Raw genomic sequence first — 22016 nt, 5'->3', positions numbered from 1 at the left:
GAAGCCTTCCGCCTCGTCGAACAACTCCAGGGCTACCAAGGCGAAGAAGTCCTCAGCTACCTCTTCCACGCCTACGGCACCAACCTCACCTTCGAAGACAACGAATACAACTTCGTCAAAGTCCGCGCCCAACACGGCGTCAAACGCGCCTTCGAACTCCGCGACGAACACTTCGAGATCCCCGAACCGTGAGGTTCCGGCCCGGCTCGGACTGGGCTGGGCTGGGCTGGGCTGGGCCGCCAGGATGTTCTCCCGCGGTGCCCGTGGTCATCCCTTCCGGTAGAACCACAGCGCCGCGGTCTGGCTGCCGACACCGGCGAGGGAGCCGTCGGGCGACCACAGACGTACCGAGCCGTGTCCGTAGCCGTCGGCCGCCTGATCGGGAATGCCGTCGACCAGCACCCACTCGCTGTCCGGGGCGGAGCCGACCCGGATCGTGTTGTCCAGGCTCGACCCGGATCCGGGATTGCCGAGTGCGCCCATCACCATCGTCGGCACCGAGTCGGCGACCAGTGCCAGCATCGCCGGACGGGTCGCCGGGCGGCCACCGAAGCGCATCCAGAACCGTAGCCGCGGTTCTGCCGCACCGGCGGGCTGGCGTATCTCGACGCGGCCGAAGAAGCCGGGTGGGGTGGACGGGGGAAACCGCAGCCTGACCGGTTCGCAGTCCTCGGGCGGGGGGAAGGCGGGCATCACCGGGAGTGTCCCGCCCGGGATCTCCGGGTTGGCCTCGGCCGCCGCACCGAGACCGGTGAGCACGACCCGCCCGGCGACAGTGCCGGTTACTCGCACCTGCGAGGTCCGGCGGCCCGCCGCGAGGACCTCCGCGACGAGATCGAGACGCTCACCGTGCCTGGGCGAGCCCACGAACTGGGTCGTCGCCCATCGCAGCGGACGCGCGGCCGTCTCCTCGACGAGCGCGCCGACGAGAGCGAGGCCCATCCCGCCGTACATGCGCTGAAGCTGCGTGAGGTGACGCTCCTCCATCGTGACCTCGGCCCGCGTCGTCAGGAACGCCGCCGAATCACCGGCCGCCGCCGGACCGGAGTCGGCCACGTCGAGAAGCTCGAGGCCGAGCCAGCGCCGGTCGGCGCGACGTCGCGCCGCCTCGGTGCCGAGCCCGTCCACGTTGTCGCCCGCCGGAACGGCCTCCGCGGGGCGGAGCGCGTCAGTATTCGTCGTCAGATCGGCCACGAATCGACCCTAACACTAATTATTTAGATCTTTTGTGACGCAAGCTTAATCCGTACCTACAACCGCCCACACCGGCCCAAGCCGGCCTCGCGGCGGCGACTCCTGCGCCCGAGCCGAGCCCGTCCCGGCCACCGTGAACCACCCCCACCCCGGGTCGCCGACTCGCCACCGCGCGCGAAGTGCGCCCGCCGCGGAAGTCGGCCCGGAATCCGCCACGCTTGCTTCGCGAACAGCACCGGACGGCACGAGCATGGTACACACCCCGGATAGGAAGCCGACAGAAATGACAATCAGCGAAAACCCCTTCCCCGACCAGGGCGCTGAGATTAATGTCTCAGCGCACACACCGGGAAAGCTCCTGCCGACGCCGCCGGAGATCCAGCACCGACCCCCGGGGGCCGCAGTGGCCACGGCAGGGGACATTCACCCGCACGGGCAGTCCACCCACCAGGGCAGGCGCCGTGTCGATCACCGGGGACCCGCCACCGACGACAGCGGAGCGGCTAACACCGTCCGGACCCGCCGTCAAGAAAGAGTCGCGTATCCGCAGCCGGCCACTTCCTTATTCTTTGGCAGTAGCGACGGTGTTCCTGCGGTAAGGTCAGAACGTTATGCCGTAATTTGCGTGAGATCGCCCGCGTAGACGAACTCCGCATGTCTCGTAGGTAAAGGGCTCGACCGGACCGAAGTCACCCGCGGAACGCGCACTGATGCAGGAGGACGACCGAGCTGTGCCCCGACCGGACGCCCCCCACCACGACCTGACAACCGGATACACACTGGTCGAAAGAGACCGCGAGAACGCCAGGCTCAGCGCACTGCTCACGTTCGACCGGTACTCGCCGATCAGGGTCGCGGTCATCGAGGGCGCGGCTGGCCACGGAAAATCCGTTCTGGCCGCGGGCCTCGCCCGCCAGGCCGAGGCCCGCGGCTTCCGCGTCCTCACGGCCGACGGGGCACACCGCGAGCGCGCTCTTCCCTTCGGGATAGTCAGTCAACTGCTTCCCGGTGACAGTGGACCGCCCGGCGCCGCGCTGGGCGCGGCCATCACGGCCACCCTGGCCGACCGGGAGCCCGACGCCAGGGACGTCGACCGTGCTCTGTGGTACGTCACCCACACCTGGTGCGCGCACCTGGTCCGCGCCAGCGCCTCGACGCCGATACTCCTTATCGTCGACGACGCGCACCATGCCGACCGGGAGTCACTCACGATCCTGGTCCACCTGCTCCGCAGGTCGCGAGCGGCCCGGATAGCGATGCTGTTCACGGTCTGCGCCGATGCCGCCCCCGCCGACCCCGCGGCGCTGGACGAGGTACGGCGCCGCCAGGACGGTGACGTGCTCCGGCTCGCACCGCTGACCGATCACGGCGTCGCCACGGTGGTAGGCCACCAGCTCGGCCCGATCGCCGGCCTCCGTCTCGCGCCCACCTGGCATCAGGTGACCGGCGGGAGTCCGTTACTCGTCCACGCGCTCATCGACGACCAGCAGATCAACGGCCGGTCGGCTGACGACAGCCAGGCCTGCGGCCCTGGGCCTGACAACCCGCGGACCGGTGAGCGCGCGGCGCCCGCGGGTGGCGAGCATTTCCGGCTCGCCGTGCTCACCACACTCGATCGGATCGGCGGTCTCACCACCCCACTCGCCCGCTCGGTCGCGGTGCTGGGCCGGTCAGCCACCCCCCGCCTGCTCGACCAGCTGACCGGCCTGGGCCAGCCCGGGGTGGTCCGGGCGCTCCGCGCGCTGCACACCGCCGGCATACTGACCGCCCGCGGCCTGTTCCGGCATCCGGCGGCGCAGGACGCGGTGCTCGCGAGCACGGACGCCGCCGAACGGCGCCGGTTGAACTCGCGGGCGGCCGTCCTGCTGAACGCGGAGGGCTGCTCCGCCACCGTCGTCGCCCAGCATCTGCTCGACGCCGACAGCGAGCTGGAACCGTGGGCCGTGCCGGTGCTGGAGAACGCGGCCCGCGAGGCCTGCAACGACGGCGACCCGACGCTCGCGGCGGCCTTCCTGCGCCTGGCCCTGCGGGCAGCGGACGGACCACAGCGCGATTCGCTGACCGCCGAACTCGCGGCGCTCGACTGGTGGCAGAGCCCGCGGGACTCTGTCCGGCATCTGTCCTTCCTGGTCAACGCCGCGCGCGTGGGGCGGCTGTCCGCCGCCGAGGCCACCACGGCAGCGCAGTTCCTGCTCTGGCACGGCCGGTTCGACGAGGCGACCACGTTACTCGCCGATCTCGTCGGGCAGGACGAACACCCGGACACCTCGACGCGGATCGAGATCCGCTTCATGGACCTGTGGCTGCGGTCCCTCTACCCGGAGGTCGCGCGGCAGCTGGTGCACAGGTCGCCGCGCTGGGTCGACGAGCGGGCCCGGGGCCTGCCGGCGATCTTCCATCCTCGGCTGGAGGCGGCGACTCAGCTGGCCCGGGTCCTGAGCGGCCGGCCGGATCCCGCGCTGCCGCTGCGGGCCGAGCAGATCATCCGGCGTACGGCGCAGACCGGGTCCCCACCCGAGACGATCTCCGCGGCGTCCGTCGCCGCCCTCGCGCTGCTGTACGCGGGCCACGCCGAGGGCGCCCGGCGGTGGTTCGAGAACCTGCTGCGCAACGACTCCGTCCAGTCGTCGCCGACCTGGGGGGCGAAGCTGCTGGCGCTGCGGGCCGAGGCCGCGATGCGCCTCGGCCAGGCCGACACCGCCGGGCGGCTCGCCCGGGGCGCGCTGTCCGCGTTCACGGTGGCTGACTGGGGCGTCGGCATCGGGCTGCCCCTCGGCGTCCTGGTACGGGCGACGACCGTGCTGGGCCGCCACGACGAGGCTTCCGAGCTGCTTGATCACCCGATCCCGGCGAACATGTTCCAGACCGGCTTCGGGCTGCACTATCTGGAGGCTCGTGGCCGGCACCGGATCGCGATCGGGCTGCACCGCGCGGCGCTCGACGACTTCCGGCTGTGCGGCGACCTGATGCGCAGCTGGGGAACGGACGTCCCGACGATGGTGCCGTGGCGCGACCACGCGGCGGAGGCGCTGCTCGGGCTCGGGGAGCCGGCGCATGCCCGGCGGCTGCTCGCCGAGAACGTGCCGCCCACAGGCCGGCGGGCCACCAGCACCCGGGACACCGGTACGACCGCGGGCGCCGCGGCCAGCGACGCTGCCGCCAGCAGGCATCCCGCCGGAAGACGGCGCCGTGACACCGAGCTGGGCCCTGGCACCGGACGCGGTCACGCCGGCGCCGGGGCGTCATCGAGGGTCCTGACCTCAGTGGACCGGATGGCCTCCCTGAGCGAGGCCGAGCAGAAGGTCGCCGCGCGAGCGGCCCGTGGGCAGACGAACCGGGAGATCGCGGCAGGGTTGTTCATCACGGTCAGCACGGTGGAGCAGCACCTCACCCGGACCTACCGGAAACTGCGGGTGGCAGGGCGCAAGGACCTGGCACACCTGTTCACGACCGCCCGCATGCCGATCGGCTAGTGCCGCTCGACTGGTGCCGCTCGGCGACCGTCGCGGCGACCCGCAGCAGCGCCGCGATGGCGTTGGAACGACTCTGTTCCGACCGGGCGATGAGTACGTGCACCGGCGGTGCGTCCACTACCGGCACGCAGGCGATGTCGTGGCGGATGTGGCCGCGGACCGACTCGGGCACCACCGCGACCACCCGGCCCAGCGCGACCAGCTGCATCAGCTGGATGCCGTCGCTCACCACCGGCCCGGCCAGCGGCACCGGCGGATCGCCGGAGGTGGTGAGGCCGGTCCGCGCGGACGGATCGGACCCGCCCGGCAGGCCCGCCGGGTCCGTGCGGTCCGAGGGCCACCGGGGCTGGACCTCGCCGGCCAGGTCAGCGACCCGAAGGGTCTCCCGGGCCGCGAGGGGATGGCTGGCGGGCAGCAGCGCCACCTGCCCCTCCACCGTCAGTTCCTCGCAGTCGAGGCCGGTCGGGTCGTCCGGCGGGCAGTGCAGGATGGCGACGTCGGCCCGCCCGTCACGGACCATGGCCGCGCGCTGGCCGTTCGTGAACACGACGTCGACGGCGACGGCGACGGGATCCTCGGCGTAGGCGGCCAGGATGCCGGGCAGCAGCCCCCCGTCGCCGCCGGACTTCATCGCCAGCACGATCGCCGGTTCCGGGCTGGCCGCGCGCCGGGTGCGCCGCTCGGCGGCGGCGACCGCGTCCAGCACGTGGCGGCCCTCCTCCAACAGGACCCGGCCGGCGGGGGTCAGCGACACCCGACGGCTGGTCCGGTCCAGCAGGGTGACCCCGATCCGCCGCTCAAGCTGGCGGATCGCTCGCGACAGCGGTGGCTGCGCCATCCTGAGGCGCTGCGCGGCCCGCCCGAAGTGCAGCTCCTCGGCCACCGTGACGAAATACGAGAGCTCCCGCGTCTCGAGTCGTTCCATACCCGCAGGGTATCGGTTCTTACCTGGACGGTATTTGAAACCGTCGACAGGCTGATGGTGAGCTTGGTCCATGGCCGAAGAGACAACAAAGTCAGGCATAGCACTCGTCACCGGCGCCAACAAGGGCATCGGCCGGGAGGTCGCCGCGCAGCTCGCCGAGCAAGGCTTCACCGTGCTCGTGGGCGCGCGTGACGCCGCGCTCGGCGCCGCCGCCGCCGACGAGATCTCCGCCGCCGGCGGGGACGCCCAATTCGTGCGACTCGACGTCACCGACGACGATTCGGTCCGTATCGCCGCCGATTTCATCGGCGAGCGGTTCGGCCGGCTCGACGTCCTGGTGAACAATGCCGGAATCTCAGGTGGAATCGACACCCTCATCCCGAGCACGGCGAATCCGGACTCGGTTCGCGCGGTCTTCGACACGAATGTCTTCGGCGTGATCAGGGTGACGAACGCGGTACTCCCGTGGTTGCTCCGCTCGACGGCGCCGCGGATCGTCAACCTTTCCAGCAGCGTGGGTTCGTTGTCCATCATGGGCGATCCCGCCGGCCCCTTCGCCAACGTTCCCGCCTCGGCCGGGTACGCGCCGTCCAAAACCGCGCTGAACGCCATCACGGTCCAGTACGCGAAAGAGCTCCGCAAGGACAACGTCCTGGTCAATGCCGCGGACCCCGGCCGCTGCGACACCGACCTGATCCGCGGTGTCGGCTTCCCCTCGCCGCGCACGGCGGCCGAGGGCGCGACGGTCGCCGTCCGGCTCGCCACCCTGGGCCCGGACGGACCCACCGGTGGGATCTTCAGCGAGACGGGGTCCGTGCCCTGGTAGCCCGCGCCCGCTGTCGGCAGCGCTGTCACCCCGGCGGCCACGGCGTCACCGCCGTGGCCGCCGGCACCACCGTGGCCGTCAGGACGGCAGGGCGATGGACAGCGCGTGCCGGAAGACGTTCCGCGGGTCCCAGCGCGCCTTGACCTGCTGCAGCCGGCGATAGCTGCCCTTGTAGTACAGCTCCGTCCACGGAATGCCGGAGGTGTTCCAGGCCGGATCCGCCAGATCGACGTCGGCGTAGTTGATGTAGGAACCGTCGGTGACACCGCCGAGGGCCGGGACACCACCGGTGTCGGCATGCACGTCGCGGTAGAACTCGCGCAGCCAGGAGAGGTTCCGGTCGTCGTCGGTCGCCGCGTCCCAGTGCACGGTGTGCAGCACCTTCAGGACCGAGTCACGCTGCGGGGTCGCCGTGGCGTCCGGCGCGACCGCGTTGGCCCGACCGCCGTAGGACGCGAACAGGACGCCGGCCAGGGGCGCGGTGAGGCCGGGCGCGGTCAGATAGCGGTGGGTCGTGGCGAGCTGGGCGTCCGTGTAGCTCGCCCGCAGGTAGGAGCCCTTGGACTTGTTGCGGCGCCCGACCACCGCCCCGGTGTCGGGATAGCCCGTGTAGTTGGTGGCCTGCAGCCAGGGGAGGGTCCGCTCACGGACTGTCAGGGCCGCCCGCACCGGGTCGACGACCGCGGCGCGGAAGCCCGCGAGCAGCGCCTCGGAGTCCGCCTCGTCCGGGTTCACCAGGACCTGTATCCCGACGACGGGGCTGGAGCTGACATGGGCGCAGGTCAGGTTGGCGCTCAGCCGGGTGGCTGCGGCGTCCGGTGCGCTGTTCTCCGCATGCCAGGTGAGGTAGCCCCGGACCAGCTGGCTGAACGTGGCGACATCCAGGCCGCTCCACGGCCAGGCGAAGTCGATGAGACGCGCCCGCGCCGGCGGTGTCGGCAGCAGCTTTGACGGATTGGTGCCGGTCGCGCCGGTGCTGCGCATCCAGTACTTCGTGACCACGCCGAAGTTGCCGCCGCCGCCGCCCGTGTGAGCCCACCACAGCTCCCGGTTGGGATCACCCGGTTCGCGGGTGGCGACCACCGTGCGCGGGCTTCCCGAACGGTCGACGGTGACGACCTCGACCGCGTACAGGTGGTCGGGGACGATTCCCGCCCGGCGGGCGAGGGCGCCGTAGCCACCACCGGCGAAGTGCCCACCGACCCCGACCGCAGGGCACGTTCCGCCGGGGAGGGTGACTCCCCAGCCGGTGAACAGCGTCTTGTAGACCTCCCGCAGTGTCGCCCCGGGCTCGATCGCGAACGCGGTGCGGGCCGGGTCGTAGTAGATGGCGTTCATCTGGGCCATGTCGATCTGGACCTGCACGCTCGAGTTCGCGACGAAGTTCTCGATGCAGTGCCCGCCGCTGCGCACCGCGATGCGCTTCCCGGCCCGGACGGCCTCGGCCACGGCCTGTTCCACCTGCGCCGTCGTGCCGACCATCCGCACGTACTCCGGACTGCCGGCGAAACGGCCGTTCCAGCTGCGGACCAGGTCCTGATAACGCGCATCGCCCGACCTGACGGTCGCGCCGCCGTAGGCCGGTTCCGTGGCGGGAGCGGCGACCGCCGCCTGGTCGGCGGCGAGAACCTCCGCGGACACACCCGCCGCGCCGAGAATTCCGGCGGAGGCGAGAAGTTTTCGACGAGAGACATCGGCTGGCATCGGATCTCCTGGTTGCGCACGACGGGCGGCTGAGAACCGTCTACTTTTTCTCGGCCCCGGAGCGAATGGCGCCGAACCTACGGAAGTCCGCCGCGATGCTCCAACCCCTAGCGACCCCAGACATCGTTCGCCCGACGGTCCGGAATGTCACCGATTTCGACCGGCGCCCCAGCTCAGCGGACCGGTGTCGGGGACAACCCCGACACCGGCGGTTAGGGGTTTTCAGCAGCCGCCGCGGGTCGCGAAGATCGATAACGGCGACGACCGGCACCGGAAGCAGGAGGCGCGTCATGATCAGCACGGAGTCGGACGCCGTGTCCTCACCGCCGTCCGCATCTCAACGCCGACCGGATCTGGCCGATCAGCCGAGCCCGGCCGGCACCGCGAGGCCGACGGGAGCTGACGGGACCGGGACAGCCCGCCCCGGTCCCGTCAGCCCCGCCCGGTCCCGTCAGCCGCGGCCGGCGAGCACCTCGGCGGCGCCGCGCATCAGGAACCCGGCGAGCTCATCCACATGCCGGTCACGCCAGCCCGCCAGTCGGGTGCCGCGGACGACGTCGTTGAACGCACCGAGCGCCGGCCCGCCGCGGACCTGGAAGTTCAACGTCTCGGCGGGATCGCCGGCCCGGGCCCGACGCGTGCTCTCCGCGAGATACCAGCGCACCACCAGCAGCATGCGCTGGCGGACATCCTCACGGGCGCCGGCGAGCACGGCGGCCGACCAGCGGTCCGGATCGGCCGACAACTCCTGCCAGAGGTCGTCCAGATTGCAACGGAAGAGATCCTTCTCCAGCCGCTGGCGGTCCTCGGCGCACAGCGCCGCCAGTTCGCCATGCCGGCGATACAGCTCGTCGAGCCGGTCGGCACGCGCCGCGAACAGGCCGCCGCGCCGCAGCACCGGCACCCGGCCACCCAGCTCGAAGGAGTCGACGTCGGGGGCGGTGGTGAAGTCGGCGACTCCCGCACTCGCCAGGAGGTCCTTCACAAGGTCACTGGTGTCCGCCTCGACGGTGCACTGGTTGACCGATCCGGTCAGGACGAACTCGGCGCCGAGCGCGAAGGCCGCGGCGACGGCCCGCGGGGAGCCCAGACCCCCGGCGGCACCCACCCGTACCTGCCCGGCGGCCTGGTGCACATCCACACCGCCACCCGCGGCGGCGTCCGCGCCGGCGCCTGCCCGGTCGCGCACCGCGCGCACAGCCGGCAGCAGCTCCAGCAGCCCAGGACCACCACCTGCCCAGGGCTCGACGCACAGGTCGTCGGCCATCGGGAGGTTCGCGCCCAGCCGCACCTCCTCGGCGGTGAGCAGCCCGCGTGCCCGCAGGTCCGCGGCGACGGCAGGTGGGGGCGGGGCCAGGAAGCGGGCCGCCGCGTCCGGATGTGCCACCTTGACCAGCATCAGCCGCGCCGGGCGGGGACGTCCGTCCGGGCCGGGCCGCAGGCCGGCGAGGCGCAGCCGCACCAGCGCCGCCGTGGGCTCGGTGAAGCCGGCAACCTCCACATCCGGCACCTCGCCGCGCACCAGCAGGTCGACGAGGTCCTCGTCGCGCCGAGGATGCCAGGGTGCCCGGGTGATGTTCGCCCCCCACGGCGCGTGCGCGGGCAGGGCCGCCCGCAGCCGTGCCAACTCGGCCGCGACCCGCTCCAGGGGAACGTCGGAGGTTCCGAGATAGCCGAGCAGCCCGGTGCCGGCCATGCGCAGCACGAGGCGGGCCGACCCGACGCCGGCTCCCATGCCCCCTGCCGCATAGGCGATCCGTGCCCGGTGCGCGCGGCACCAGGCCGCCGAGCCCGGGAACTCCGGATCGTGCGCCACCGGGGCCGCCATGGCAATCGGGGCAGGCTGGAGCGCCTGGGCCAACGAACCGGGCTGAGCCACCGGGCCGGGCTGAGCCACCGGAGCGGGCTGGGCCGCCGGGGCCGCCGGCTCCCCGCGCGGGACCGGCTCGGAGCCGAGCCCGAAGGCCTCGTCGACCGTGGTGATCGTCCTGGTCTCGACGCCCACGGCACGGAAGAACGAGGCCAACGCCGCGCGCGGGCCGACCTCGACGATGTGGCCGCCGGGTCCGGCCGCGGCGGCCAGCGTGCGCATGTCGTCCAGCCATCGCACCGGGCTCGTGATCTGGCGGGCGAGGTCGGCGGCGAACCGCCGGGGGTCGTGGAACTCGCCGGTCGCGTTGGAGACCACCGACGCCGCCCGCAGCGCATCGAGGTCGCCGGCCACCTCGGCCAGTCGCGCCGAGAACCGCTCCCCCGCCGGACGCATCAGCTGGGAGTGCGCCGGCACGCTGATCCGCAGCGGGATGAAGGTGAGGTCCGGGTGCGCGTCCGCGAGCACCGGGCGCAGGCCCGCCACCCGGCCGGCCAGCCCGCTGATCACCACCTGCTTCGGCGAGTTGTGGTTGGCGACCTCCACCCCGGCCGCCGTCACCAGGTCGAGCGCGCCCGACTCGGCGATGTCGTCGAGGATCAGCGCGGCCATCGCACCCTGGTCCGCCGGCACCGCCTCCTGCATGGCGCCACCCCGGGCACGTACCAGCCGCACGGCGGGCGCGAACGGCAGCGCCCCCGCGGCCACCAGCGCGGTGAGCTCGCCGAGGCTGTGCCCGCCGAAGAACCGCGGGGCCAGACCGAACTCGGCCGCCAGCACCCGGAAGACGGCGATCTCCATGGTGAGCAGGCAGGGCTGCGTGAACTCGGTGACATGCAGGCGCGGGTCGTCGGTGAAGCAGATCGCGCCGATGTCGATCCCGATGGCGTCCGAGGCCTCCTCGAACGCCGCCCGGGCGGCGGGAAAGCGCTGGTGGAAGTCCTGGCCCATGCCCTGGCGCTGCGAGCCCTGCCCGGGGAAGACGACGACGTCCGCCCGCGACAGGGGTGGCCAGGTCTGGCCGGTCAACGCCCCTCCTCCGCCAGGGCGGGGCGACGGGCCGGGGCGGGACGATTCGGCGGCGGGATGTAGCCGACGTCCGCGCAGTGCTCCAGATAGCGGGTGACCAGGTCACCGATAGTGGGGCAGTTGATGCCCGCCGCGCCCAGCAGGTTCCGGGTGTAGGTGGAGTCGGCGTAGGTGCTGCGGTCGTAGTGCTCGGGCCCCCAGGTCTCGACGCCGTACTTCACCATCTCGATCATCTGGCTGGCATAGGGTTCGGCGGTCCCGTTCGCGGAACCCTTCGCGATCCCGTTCGCGGAGCCGATCGTGCCGGCACCGGGTCGGAAGAGCGCCTCGACGGCATGCCGGTGGTACTCGTCCACGCTCAACGGCGCGATGTCGTACCCGTGCTCGCGGATCATCCGGTAGACCTCGCCCAGACTGCAGATGTCCGGGTTCGTCAGGTGGTAGGTCTCGCGGTAGCTGGGCCGGCGCAGCGCCAGGTGCACCAGGCCGGTGCTGACGTAGTCCACCGGCGAGATGTCCCAGTACGTCGACGCGTCCAGGTAGTAGCCGGTGTCGACGGCCGTCCTGATCAGGTCGTAGTAGACGCCCTTGACCGTCACCTCGCTGAACGGATAGCGCCCGGTGTCGCCGGTGCCCATGATGTTGCCCGGCCGGAAGATGTTCCACATCAGGCCCCGCTCCGAGGCAGCCCGGATCAGTTTCTCCGCGTGGTACTTCGTCTCCTGGTACGGCAGGTGGTCGTAGCCCTGGCCGAGTTCCAGGTCATCCTCGGTGAACGGCCGGTTCGCGTCGAGCTGCCAGTCGCCCAGCGCACTGAAGCTGGACACGTGGACGAGATAGCGGTGCCGGGTCCGCAGGCTGAAGTCGATGATCCGCTGGACACCGTCGACGTTCACCGCGCTCAGGGAGTCGTAGAAGGTGACCAGTGTGGTCCGCGCCGCCACGTGGATGGTGACGTCCACGTGCGCGGCGAGCTCGTCGAGGGCCGCGGCGCTCAGGCCGAGGTTGTCCTGGCTGACGTCGCCCAGGACGACCGAGACGCGGTGCGCGAACTCGTCGACCAGCAGCTGCTCCTGGTCGTAGACCTGCAGGAAGTACTGGACGCGCTCCCGCGCGGCCTGTTCGTCCCGGCCGCGCACCAGGCAGGTGATCCGCGCCGAGGTCTCGGTGAGCAGGTCGTACAGCAGCCGTCCGCCGAGCACTCCGGTGACCCCGGTGACGAAGACCGACTCGACGGGAAACGGCTCAGCCCGAACGACCTTCGCCGGGCGCAGCGCCGGTGCGGTGAGGATCCTGGTCATCTCGTCGGCAGCTGCCCCGCCCGCGTCGTTGCCGGCGATGTAGCCGCCGGCGACGACGTGGTCCACGAAGGAGCCGATGGTCGTGCACTCCTCGATCAGTGTTCCGGGTATGCGCACGCCGTAGTGCTTCATCACCCGGTTGAGCATCCGGACGACCACCACCGAGTCGAAGCCGTAGTCGAGGAAGTTCGTGTCCTCGGTGAGCTCGTCGACCGGATAGCGCGTCAGGTCCGCGAAGATCGCCTTGACCTGGGCGACCAGGTCCTGCCGGACCTCGTCGTCGCCACGACCGACGATCGGCGTCGGCGTCGGCGTCGGCGTCGGCGTCGGCGTCGGCGTCGGCGTCGGCGTCGGCGCCTCGGTCAGGGGCGGGGCCGGGTTACGCATCGGACTCTGGGCCTGGGGCTGGGAGTGGGGCTGGGCCGGGATCCGGGCCGGAGCCGGGATCTGGCCCGGGGCCGGAGGCCGGGCCGGGGCTGAGGCCTGGACCGGGGTTCCGGAGCGGCGGAACTCGTCGCCCTCGACCCAGTGCCGGTCGGCCGCGAACGGGTAGGTCGGCAGGCTGACGACGCGTCCTCGCAGCGGCGCCCAGATCTGCTCCCAGTCGATGGCCCAGCCCTGCGTCCACAGGTCGGCCAGCCGGTGGGTGTGCCCCGCCTCCCGCAGCGACCGAAGGTAGGCCCGGTCGGGCTCGCTGTCGCCGCCGTGGTCGACGTGCGCCGCGACGACTCCGGTGCGCACCCGGCCGTCCGGCGTGCCGGCCAGGAAGGCCTCGATCACCTCGGCCGCCTCCTGATGCGTGCCCGCGACGAGCGCCAGCCGGTGCTCGAAGGCTTCCCGACCGACCATCAGTGTCCAGGCGATGTCGACGAGAGGAAGCCGCCGGCCCTCCGGGGAGCCGAGGAACGCGGCCAGCCTCGTGGCCTGTTCACGCAGCCGCTGCGGGTCTCGCGCGGACAGCAGCACCGGCGTCGGCCCCGTCCACGGCGAGCCGGCGGCGGCCGGGTGCTGGCCGCTCCCGAGGCCGTCGGGGCCGGTCACGGGATCGCCGAGGATGACATGCGCGTTGGAGCCGCCGGCCCCGAACGAGCTGACCGCGGCGAGGCGCGGCTGCCCGGTGGCGGCACGCGGCCACGGCCGTGCGTCCCGCGCCACGGTGAACGGGCTGCCGGCGAAGTCGATGTGGGGATTCGGCGGGTCGGCGTGCAGCGTCGGCGCGATGGTCTCGTTATGCAGCTGCAGCAGCGTCTTCGCCACCCCGGCCAGACCGGCGGCCGCCTCCAGGTGACCGATCGCGGACTTGACGGAGCCGATCGCGCAGTAGCCGCGGTCGTCGGTTCCGTCCCGGAAGGCCGCGGTCAGGGCGCTGACCTCGATCGGATCGCCGAGTGCCGTGCCGGTGCCGTGCGCCTCCACGTAGCTGAGCGCCCGCGGGTCGACGTCCGCCTTCGCCAGCGCGTCGCGGACGAGGGCCGCCTGGGCGACCGGGTTGGGCACGGTGAACCCGTTGGTCCGGCCGTCCTGGTTGACCGCCGTGGCGCGGATCACGCCGTAGACACGGTCCCCGTCCTCGCGGGCGTCGGCGAGCGGACGAAGCAGCAGTGCCACGACGCCCTCCCCGGGCACGTAGCCGTCTCCGCCGGCGCCGAAGGTGCGGCACCGGCCGTCGGTCGACGCCCATCGCCCGGACCCCAGCAGCAGGTACTTGCCCGGATGGATCGTGACGTTCACCCCGCCGGCCAGCGCGTAGGCGCTCTCGCCCCGGCGCAGGCTCTCGCACGCCAGGTGCAGCGCGGTGAGCGAGGACGAGCAGGCGGTGTCGACGGCCATCGACGGCCCGTCGAATCCGCAGTGGTAGGAGACCCGGTTCGCCACCGCCCAGTACGGGGCGACGGGTGCTCCCGCGACCGCCTGGTACTCCCCGTAGGTGACCCCGACGAAGACGGCCGCGTCGCGCTGGCCGCGGCGGCGGGCGGCACGGCGGATCCGCGCGGGCGGGCTGCCGGCGTCCTCCATCGCGGCCCAGGCGACTTCTAGAAACAGCCGTTGCTGGGGATCCATCAGGTCGGCATCGCGGGGAGCGATGCCGAAGAACCTGGCGTCGAAGCGGTCGACGTCGTCGAGGAACCCGCCCCAGCGGGCGTAGGTTGCGCCGGGTTCATCCTGGTTGGTGCTGAGATAACGGGAATGGTCCCAGCGCTGCGGTGGAACCTCGGTGATGCAGTCGCGCCCGGCCAGCAGGTTCGCCCAGAACGCCTGGTTGTCGGCGGCGCCGGGGTAACGCCCGGCCATGCCGACGACGGCGATGTCATCCGGCCGGTCCACGATCGTCGGCCGTGCGGGGTGCGCCGCCACGGCCGACCACACCGGCTCCGGGCGCCGCGCCACCGTCGCGACGGGCGTCGGCATGACCGGGGCCGCCACAGCGGTCCCGGTCGGCACAGCGTTCCCGGTCGGCGCGGCGCCCGCTCGGGCGTCGGGGCCCGGCAGGCCCGGCTCCGGTGGGACGAACGCCGCGACGAGCTGGTCGGCGCGAGTGGTCGCGAGATGGGCGGCGAGGGCGCTGATGGTCTGGTGCTCGAAGAACAGGGTGGACGGCAACGGTCCGAGCACCGCCTCCAGCCGGGACATCAGCCGCGCGATGAGAACCGACTCGATGCCGTAGTCCTGCAGGGGAGCCTTCGGCCGGATTCGATCGGCGGGAATGCGGGCCTCGGCTGCCAGCATGTCGAGCAGGAACCGCTCGGCGAGCGCGGTGAGGTCCCGCGGCGGCACAGGCCCGCGCATGGACGCCGGAACGTCGGCGGCTGCGGCTGCGGCTGCGGCTGCGGGAGCAGGCACGGATGCGGATGCGGGAAGCGGAACGGGAACGGGAACGGGAACGGTGCGGTTCCACTCGCCGGACACGACGGTGTCCACCAGCTGGCGCAGCGACGTCCGCACGGTGAGCACACCGGGCGGGAGATCCAGCCCCAGTGCCTCGCCGAGGCGGCCGGCGAGCCGGGCCCGGCCGGGGCCGTCGAACCCGAGATCCGCCGACGAGGCCTCCCGGTCGAGCTGGTCACCGGCAAGCCCCAGCTCGGTCCCGGCCAGATCCAGCACCGCCGGCCAGACCAGCTCGGACGGCACCCCGCCCACCGGCGCCGAGGCTGCTGCCGGTACCGGCCCGGGTGCCGGCTCCGCCGGCTGGGGCCGCAGGCCCGGTGCCGGATGATTCGGGTCGTCGGCGGACGGAATCCAGCACCGTTCGCGGGCGAAGGCGTACCCCGGCAGGTGCGTCCGACGCGGCGATGATCCCTGGTACAGCCCGGCGAAGTCGTATTCGGCGCCGTCGGTCCAGGCCGCGGCGACGACAGCCGGATCAGCCCCGGAGGTCAGCCGCTCGGCCGGCGGTACCGGGCGGTCGGGGTCGACCCGGCCCCGCACACTGTCAGGGCCGGTGCTCCCACGCGCCGCCTGCTCGAGCTCCGCCCGCAGCCGGGCGACGGACCCGGCCCGGACGGCGAGGCGGTGCTCGTGCGAGGCCCGCCCGAGCTGGGTGGTCGCGGCCAGGTCCGCGAGGGCGACCGAGGGCGTTCCGTCCAGGAATCGCAGCAGCTGCCGAGCACCGTCCCGGAGGCTGTCCTCGGTAGCCGCCGAGAGCAGGACCAGGGCCGGGTCGGACGGCCGCGCGAACGGCGCGCGGGTCGGCGGCCGGGTCTCGCGATGCTCCTCCAGGACGACGTGCGCGTTCGTCCCGCTGAAGCCGAAGGAGCTGACGACCCCGCGGCGCGGCTGCGGCGCCTCCCACGGCAGCAGCTCCGTGTTGACGAAGAACGGCGTCGCCGAGAAGTCGATCAGCTCGTTGGCCTGGTCGAAGTGCAGCGAGGGCGGAATACGCCGCTCGCTCAGCGCCAGCAGAACCTTGATCACCCCAGCCACACCGGCCGCGTGGGACGTGTGGCCGATGTTCGACTTGACGGATCCGATCGGCACCGTCGCGACACCTGGCGGGGGCTCGGAGGCGCCACCGAGCCGGCCGCCCCCAGCGGTCCTGAAGGCGGCGTTGAGCGCCTCGATCTCGATCGGGTCGCCGAGGCGGGTACCGGTGCCGTGCGTCTCGACGTAGCCGATGGTCGCCGGATCGATCCCGAACCGGCGGTACACCTCGACCAACAGCTCGGTCTGGGACCGCGAGCTCGGCGCGGTGATGCCGTTGGTGCGGCCGTCCTGGTTGACTCCCGTGCCCTTGATCACGCCGTGGATCGGATCGCCGTCGGCGAGCGCCCGAGCCAGCGGCTTGAGCACCATGACGCCGACGCCCTCGCTCATCACGATGCCGTCGGCGGCGGTGTCGAACGGTCGGCAGCGGCCGGTCGGCGACAGCATGCCGATCGACGAGGTGAGCAGGTGGTGCTCGATCGTGGCGAAGACCGTCACCCCGCCGGCCAGGGCGAGTTCGCACTCACCGGCCGCCAGGCTCTGGCACGCCTGATGCAGGGCCACCAGCGAGGACGAACAGGCGGTGTCGACGCCGACGGTCGGGCCGGTGAGATCGAGGTGGTAGGCGACCCGGGCCGGCAGGATCGCCGGCGAGTTCCCGGTGAACACGTGGGGCGAGCCGAAGTGGCCGCGGTCGCGGATGAGCTGCAGGTAGTCGGACGGCGGAGCTCCGACGAACACCCCGGTCCGCGACCGGCGAAGCTGACGGGCGTCCAGGCCGGCGTCCTCGATCGCGTTCCAGCTCTCCTGCAGGAACACCCGCTGCTGCGGGTCCATGAGCTCGGCCTCGGCGGGGACGATCCCGAAGAACAGCGGGTCGAACCGGTCGACGTCGGCTATCTGGCCGCCCCAGCGCGAGTAGGTCCGGCCCGGCGCCGGCGGCCACGGCTGGAAATGGTCGGCGAGGTTCCAGCGGCCGGGCGGGATCTCGGTGATCGCGTCGTGGCCGGTGACCAGGTTCCGCCAGAACTCGCGGTAGTCGGCCGCGCCCGGGTACCGCGCCGACAGGCCGATCACCGCGATGTCGACGACGTCCGTGTCACCACCGCGGCCCGCCGCCACCGACGTGCCGGACGCCGCCACCGAGGCGCGCGGTCCGGCCGCCGCTGCCGGCGATGGCGCGGGAACCGCGGTGGTCGGGTGCGTTGCAACCGGCGGGGGCTCTGGAACCGGAGGGGGGGGGGGAACCGGCGGGAACGCCGGAACGGGCGGGGGCGCGGGACGAGCCGTGACGGGCTCGGCGGCCGCGGGCTCGGGACGTCCCCCCTGGGCGAGCGCGAACGCCGCCAGGGCACGCACCGACGGATGGTCGAAGATGACCGTGGCGTTGATGTCGACGGCCAGGCTGGAATTGATCCGCTCGACGATCCGCACCGCGAGGATCGAGTCCACCCCGTACTCGGCGAACGACGCGGTCGGGCGCACCTCGGTCACCGGCACGCCGAGCTCGTCCGCGACGATCTCGGCGACCGCCCGCTCCACGGCGTCGGAGTCCGGCTGTGCCTGAACATCCCGCGCTCCGCGCCCCGGCGACGGGGCCCGCCCGGTCACCTCGCCGGCCGGTATGACGAGAAGACGATGGCTGCTGGACGGATCGGCGGTGAGCCCCTCGCCGTAGGCGCGGAGCTCACCGAACCCGGTGCGCAGCGCGCTCGCCCGCCAGCCGTCGACGGAGAGCAGCGGCGAGTCGGGCAGCCGGTGCTGGGGGTCCCGGTACAGATGCCAGCCGTCCAACAGGCCGATGGTGCAGGCCATGATGTCGTGGTTCTCGACCGCCTCGCCGAGAACGAGCAGGCCGTCGTCGGCGAGCAGCGCACGGACCCGGCGCATCGCCGCGTCGATGTCGGCGACCGCGTGCAGGGCTCCGACCGCCAGCACGACGTCGAAGCCACCGAGCTCGAAGCCCTGGGCGGCCGGGTCGTTCTCGATGTCCAGGACGCGGAACCGGGCGAAGGGGTGCTCAGCGCCGAAGGTTCGCCGGCCGTGCGCGACGAAGCTGCCACCGATGTCGGTGTAGTGGTACTCCAGCTCCACGCCGGAGGCGGCGAGCGGCGCCAGCGCGGCCAGCACCTGATGCGAGGTTCCGCCGGTGCCCGCGCCGATCTCCAGGATGCGCACGAGTCGACGGCCCCCGGAACCGGAGCCGGCCACTGGCCCGGAATCCGCCGTCCTGGCGCGGGCCGCGGCGGCGACGAACCGGGCCACCAGGGAGCTGTAGAAGTCGTAGACCCGGTTGCCGCGGTAGATCCCCGCCATCAGATCCATGCTGGCGCCGGGGAACAGCACCTCGGTGGCCGGCCGGATCCCGCGCAGGACGTCGGGGTAGGCGTCGAGGCAGACGTCGAGCAGCCGGAGGAACGGGGCTACCTGGGGATGGCGCGCCATCAGCTCGGCTCGCCGGAGGTCGACGTCGTCGGCCGGCCCGGCGGGATGAAGCAGACCGTCGCGCTCGTACAACAGGCCGTGCCGGCGCAGCACCCGCAGGCAGACGTCCAGGAACCGCTCGAACCGGTCCGTGACGCCGAGCAGCCGGCGCAGCTCAGGCGCGGTCGCGCCGTCGGCGGGCAGGCCCATGCCCCGCAGCCGACGGAGTACGGCGCCGGCCGCGTGGGCGCCGAGCATCGGATAGGCCGCTTCCAGCTCCTCCGCCACGGGCGCGAGGCCGGCCTCGAACGGCTCACAGGCGGCGTCGAGGAACGTCATCACCGCGGGTCTCCTCCTTTGCTCCGGCGCGTGCTCCGGCACGCTGTTCTCCGGGGTGCTGTTCTCCGGGGCGTTGTTCTCCGGGGCGTTGTTCTCCGGGGCGTTGTTCTCCGGGGCGCTGTGCTCCAGCACGGGCGGGTCAGGGGGGCCGGTGCGCGCACCGAGGTCGATCCAGAACCGAGAGGTCTCGAACGGGTAGCCGGGCAGCGCGCGGCGCCGACCCGGCCCGCCGTTGACCGCCGCCCAGTCGACGGTGCCCCCGCCGGCCCAGCGCCGCGCGACGTCCGTCAGGTCGCCGCGGCGGTAGCTGTCGGCGATCACGTCCGTTTCGCCGCCATCGGCGGTGGGCTCACCCGCTCGGCCGGTGAACACCTCGCCCCCATCGCCCGCTCCACCCGCGCCATCCGCGCCCGCGAGGAAGGCGGACAGCCGCTCGGCCGCCTCGGCCGGCCCGGACGCGACAAGGGCCAGCCGGGCGGGCAACGCGGGACGTCCGACCTGCAGGGTGCGGGCGAGATCAGCGAAGGGCACGGATCCCGCCGCCACCTGCCGGAGATGATCGGCGATACGGGCGGCGTGCACCCGCAGCCGCTCCTCGGTGGCGGCGGAAAGCACGACGACCTCCGGGCCCGCCGGCCCGGCCACACCCGGCCCCGCCACACCAGGCCCCGCCACACCAGATGCGGCCGCATCAGACGCGGTGCCACCGGGCAGCACGGTCGGAGCACCGGGATCCGGTCGCTCCGGGTACTCCTCCAGCACGGCGTGCGCGTTCGTGCCACCCGCTCCGAAGGAGCTCACCCCGGCCCGGCGGGGCAGCTCGCCGTCCGCGTCACGAAGGCGCGGCCAGGCCAGGCGCTGTTGGGGGACCTCCAGCACCGTGCCGAGGTCCATGTCCGGGTTCAGCACGTCCGAGTGCAACGACGGCACGATCACGCCGTGGCGCAGCTGCAGGAGGGTCTTCGTCAGGGCCGCCATCCCGGCAGCGGGCTCAAGGTGGCCGATGTTCGACTTCACCGAGCCGAGAGCGCACGGTGCCGCCCGGGGACCGGCCGCGTCGAGCACCAGGCGCAGGCCGGCGACCTCGACCGGGTCACCCAGCGCGGTGCCGGTGCCGTGCGCCTCGACGTACCCGGCGGTGGCCGGATCCACCTCGGCCCGCTCCCACGCCCGGCGGATGACGTCGGCCTGCGCGGCCGGCTGCGGCACGAGGTAGCCGGCGCCGGTGCCGCCGTGGCCGACCGCGGTTCCGCGGATGATCCCGTAGACGGTGTCGCGGTCCGCGAGCGCCGCGGACAGCGGACGCAGCAGCAGCGCGCCGACCCCCTCACCAGGCTGGTAGCCGTCGCCACCGGCGCCGAACGAGCGGCACCTGCCGTCCGAGGAGGGCAGGTTCATCCGCTCGAGCAGGGCGAACTTGTCCGGGTGCAGCACGAGGTTCACCCCGCCGACCAGGGCGGCGTCGCACTCCCCGAGCAGGAGTGCCTGGCAGGCCAGGTGCAGTGCGGCCAGCGAGGACGAGCAGGCCGTGTCGACCGTCAGGCTCGGCCCGGTGAGGCCGAGGGCGTAGGAGACACGGTTGGCGATGGACGACAGTCCCGAGGTGACCGTCTGGGGAGCGCCGCGCAGGGTCGCCTCGACGCCGCGCAGCCGGTAGTCCGTCCAGCTCGCGCCGACGAACACCCCGGTGGTGCCGCGCGGGGCGGCGAGGTCGGCGGGCACGTGCCCGGCGTGCTCCACGGCGGCGTAGGCGGTCTGCAGGAACAGGCGTTCCTGCGGGTCCATGGCGGTCGCCGTGCTCGGGGGGATGCGGAAGAACCGCGGGTCGAAGGCCTCGGCGTCGGTGAGGAACGCCCCGGCGCCGTGTGGTGACGATCCGGCGACGGCGGTCGGGTAGTCGCCGACGCGCCATCGGGATGGCGGCACCGCACCGCTGGCATGGTGGCCGCGTTCGAGGTTGCGCCAGAACTCGTCCAGGTCAGCCGCGTCCGGGTATCGGCCGCTCATTCCGACGACGGCGATCTCGAACCCGCCCGCACGAGCCCGCCCGGGCCGCTCCGACGGGGCCTGCTGCCAGCCCGACCCGGTCGGGCCCGGCTGGCTGGGCTGACTCGGCCACTGCGGCGGCTGAGCGCGCCACGCCCCGCCCTGATCGGACGGATCACGCCGGGGCGCCGTCCCGTTGCGCTCCGGTGCCCCGGCCAGGTGGGCGCAACCGTCCGGGGAGCCGAACGCGAGGCCTTCCACGCTGGCGACGGGTGTCCCGGCCGTGTCGTAGAGGGTCAGCCGGGCCTGCCCACCACGGCCACCGGCGGGACGGGCGTCGACGTACAGCGTGGTGAGGGCGTCCGGGCGGTCCGCGCCGGCCGCCACCCAGATCCGCACCCGGTCGATGCCGGCGAGCCGCGTCAGACCGGGCTGGACCCCGCCGCCAGCGGCGGTCGCAGCGGGCTCGCCGAACCCGGCGGAACCGGCGAAGGTGACCGCGATGGCCGCCTCCAGCAGGGCCGGATGCAGCAGGAACCCGTCCGAACGGCCCAGCGCGGCCGCGCCGAGCCGGACCTCGGCCAGCACCCGTTCGCCGACCCACGCACAGGCCCCGCCCGCCCGCATGAAGCCCTCGTAGTCGACGCCGGCGCCCGCGAGCCGGTCGTAGACGGTGTCGAGGGCGACGCTGTCGGCGCCGGCCAGCGCCCGGCGGACCTCGTCGAGCGCCAGCGGCCCCGGCCGCGCGCCGGAATCGGCCGGTAGCACGGCGCAGACCACCCGCAGCGTCTCGGCACCGCCCGGCACCGCACCGCCCGGCACCGCACCGCCCGGCACCGCACCGCCTGGCGCGGCACCGCCTGGCGCGGCATCAGCCCGGCTCGTGATCCGCATCCGCTGCCCACCGCCGTCCGGGCGGCAGCGCAGCAGCAGCCGGTGGTCCATGTCGTCCGTCCCGGACAGCAGTTCGGCGAACCGGACGTCCCGCAGCTCGACCTGCGCCGTCCGCCGCCCGCTGGCAAGC

General features: G+C 73.0%; 7 protein-coding genes and 3 pseudogenes. 4 read left to right on the top strand and 6 right to left on the bottom strand.

What is annotated here, in order from left to right; translation table 11 throughout:
- A pseudogene (locus AWX74_RS22920) lies at nt 1–192 on the top strand (enoyl-CoA hydratase/isomerase family protein); the annotation flags it as partial.
- A 75-nt stretch (nt 193–267) separates the two neighbouring features.
- Here AWX74_RS22920 and AWX74_RS22915 read toward each other — a convergent pair.
- Nucleotides 268–1194: an acyl-CoA thioesterase gene (locus AWX74_RS22915; RefSeq protein WP_091280594.1), complete on the bottom strand. Its 927-nt coding sequence runs from the start codon at nt 1192–1194 to the stop codon at nt 268–270.
- Nucleotides 1195–1925: 731 nt separating this feature from the next.
- On the opposite strand from AWX74_RS22915, the gene AWX74_RS22910 reads away from it, so the two are divergent.
- A complete protein-coding gene (locus tag AWX74_RS22910; RefSeq protein ID WP_165615739.1) occupies nt 1926–4667 on the top strand; it encodes an AAA family ATPase in 2742 nt (913 codons plus the stop codon).
- Here AWX74_RS22910 and AWX74_RS22905 read toward each other — a convergent pair.
- The gene (locus tag AWX74_RS22905; protein WP_091280589.1) at nt 4639–5592 is read right to left on the bottom strand and encodes a LysR family transcriptional regulator; all 954 of its coding nucleotides are present in this window, start codon (nt 5590–5592) and stop codon (nt 4639–4641) included. The genes AWX74_RS22910 and AWX74_RS22905 overlap by 29 nt on opposite strands.
- Nucleotides 5593–5662: 70 nt before the next feature.
- On the opposite strand from AWX74_RS22905, the gene AWX74_RS22900 reads away from it, so the two are divergent.
- Nucleotides 5663–6418: an SDR family NAD(P)-dependent oxidoreductase gene (locus AWX74_RS22900; RefSeq protein WP_091280585.1), complete on the top strand. Its 756-nt coding sequence runs from the start codon at nt 5663–5665 to the stop codon at nt 6416–6418.
- A gap of 78 nt (nt 6419–6496) precedes the next feature.
- Here the strand turns inward: AWX74_RS22900 and AWX74_RS22895 are convergent, their stop codons facing one another.
- From AWX74_RS22895 to AWX74_RS42115, 3 genes are all read right to left on the bottom strand, one after another.
- Complete coding sequence (locus tag AWX74_RS22895) at nt 6497–8122, bottom strand: FAD-binding oxidoreductase (RefSeq protein ID WP_091280582.1); 1626 nt, start codon at nt 8120–8122, stop codon at nt 6497–6499.
- Nucleotides 8123–8573: 451 nt separating this feature from the next.
- Nucleotides 8574–11021, bottom strand: coding sequence for an acyltransferase domain-containing protein (locus AWX74_RS22890; protein WP_091280579.1), 2448 nt, complete (start codon nt 11019–11021; stop codon nt 8574–8576).
- Nucleotides 11018–18559 carry a beta-ketoacyl synthase N-terminal-like domain-containing protein gene (locus AWX74_RS42115; RefSeq protein WP_397313000.1) on the bottom strand — a complete coding sequence of 2514 codons (7542 nt, stop codon included), beginning with the start codon at nt 18557–18559 and terminating at the stop codon, nt 11018–11020. Before AWX74_RS42115 ends, AWX74_RS22890 begins: the two co-directional genes overlap by 4 nt.
- A gap of 117 nt (nt 18560–18676) precedes the next feature.
- On the opposite strand from AWX74_RS42115, the pseudogene AWX74_RS42595 reads away from it, so the two are divergent.
- Nucleotides 18677–19096 (top strand): annotated as a pseudogene (locus AWX74_RS42595) (hypothetical protein); the annotation flags it as partial.
- 330 nt (nt 19097–19426) lie between these two features.
- Here the strand turns inward: AWX74_RS42595 and AWX74_RS42590 are convergent.
- Nucleotides 19427–21886 (bottom strand): annotated as a pseudogene (locus AWX74_RS42590) (beta-ketoacyl synthase N-terminal-like domain-containing protein); the annotation flags it as partial.
- Between the last annotated feature and the right edge of the window lie 130 nt (nt 21887–22016).

Source organism: Parafrankia irregularis (assembly GCF_001536285.1).
GTDB classification, from domain to species: domain Bacteria; phylum Actinomycetota; class Actinomycetes; order Frankiales; family Frankiaceae; genus Parafrankia; species Parafrankia irregularis.
The sequence above is the reverse complement of the archived record's forward strand: the minus strand, read 5'-3'. Positions and strand labels throughout refer to the sequence as shown.

Excerpts from the sequence above, each read along its gene's own strand:
- AWX74_RS22905 (WP_091280589.1), bottom strand. The coding sequence starts at position 5,592 with ATGGAACGACTCGAGACGCGGGAGCTCTCGTATTTCGTCACGGTGGCC.
- AWX74_RS22900 (WP_091280585.1), top strand. The coding sequence starts at position 5,663 with ATGGCCGAAGAGACAACAAAGTCAGGCATAGCACTCGTCACCGGCGCC.
- AWX74_RS22895 (WP_091280582.1), bottom strand. The coding sequence starts at position 8,122 with ATGCCAGCCGATGTCTCTCGTCGAAAACTTCTCGCCTCCGCCGGAATT.
- AWX74_RS42115 (WP_397313000.1), bottom strand. The coding sequence starts at position 18,559 with ATGGCGGGGATCTACCGCGGCAACCGGGTCTACGACTTCTACAGCTCC.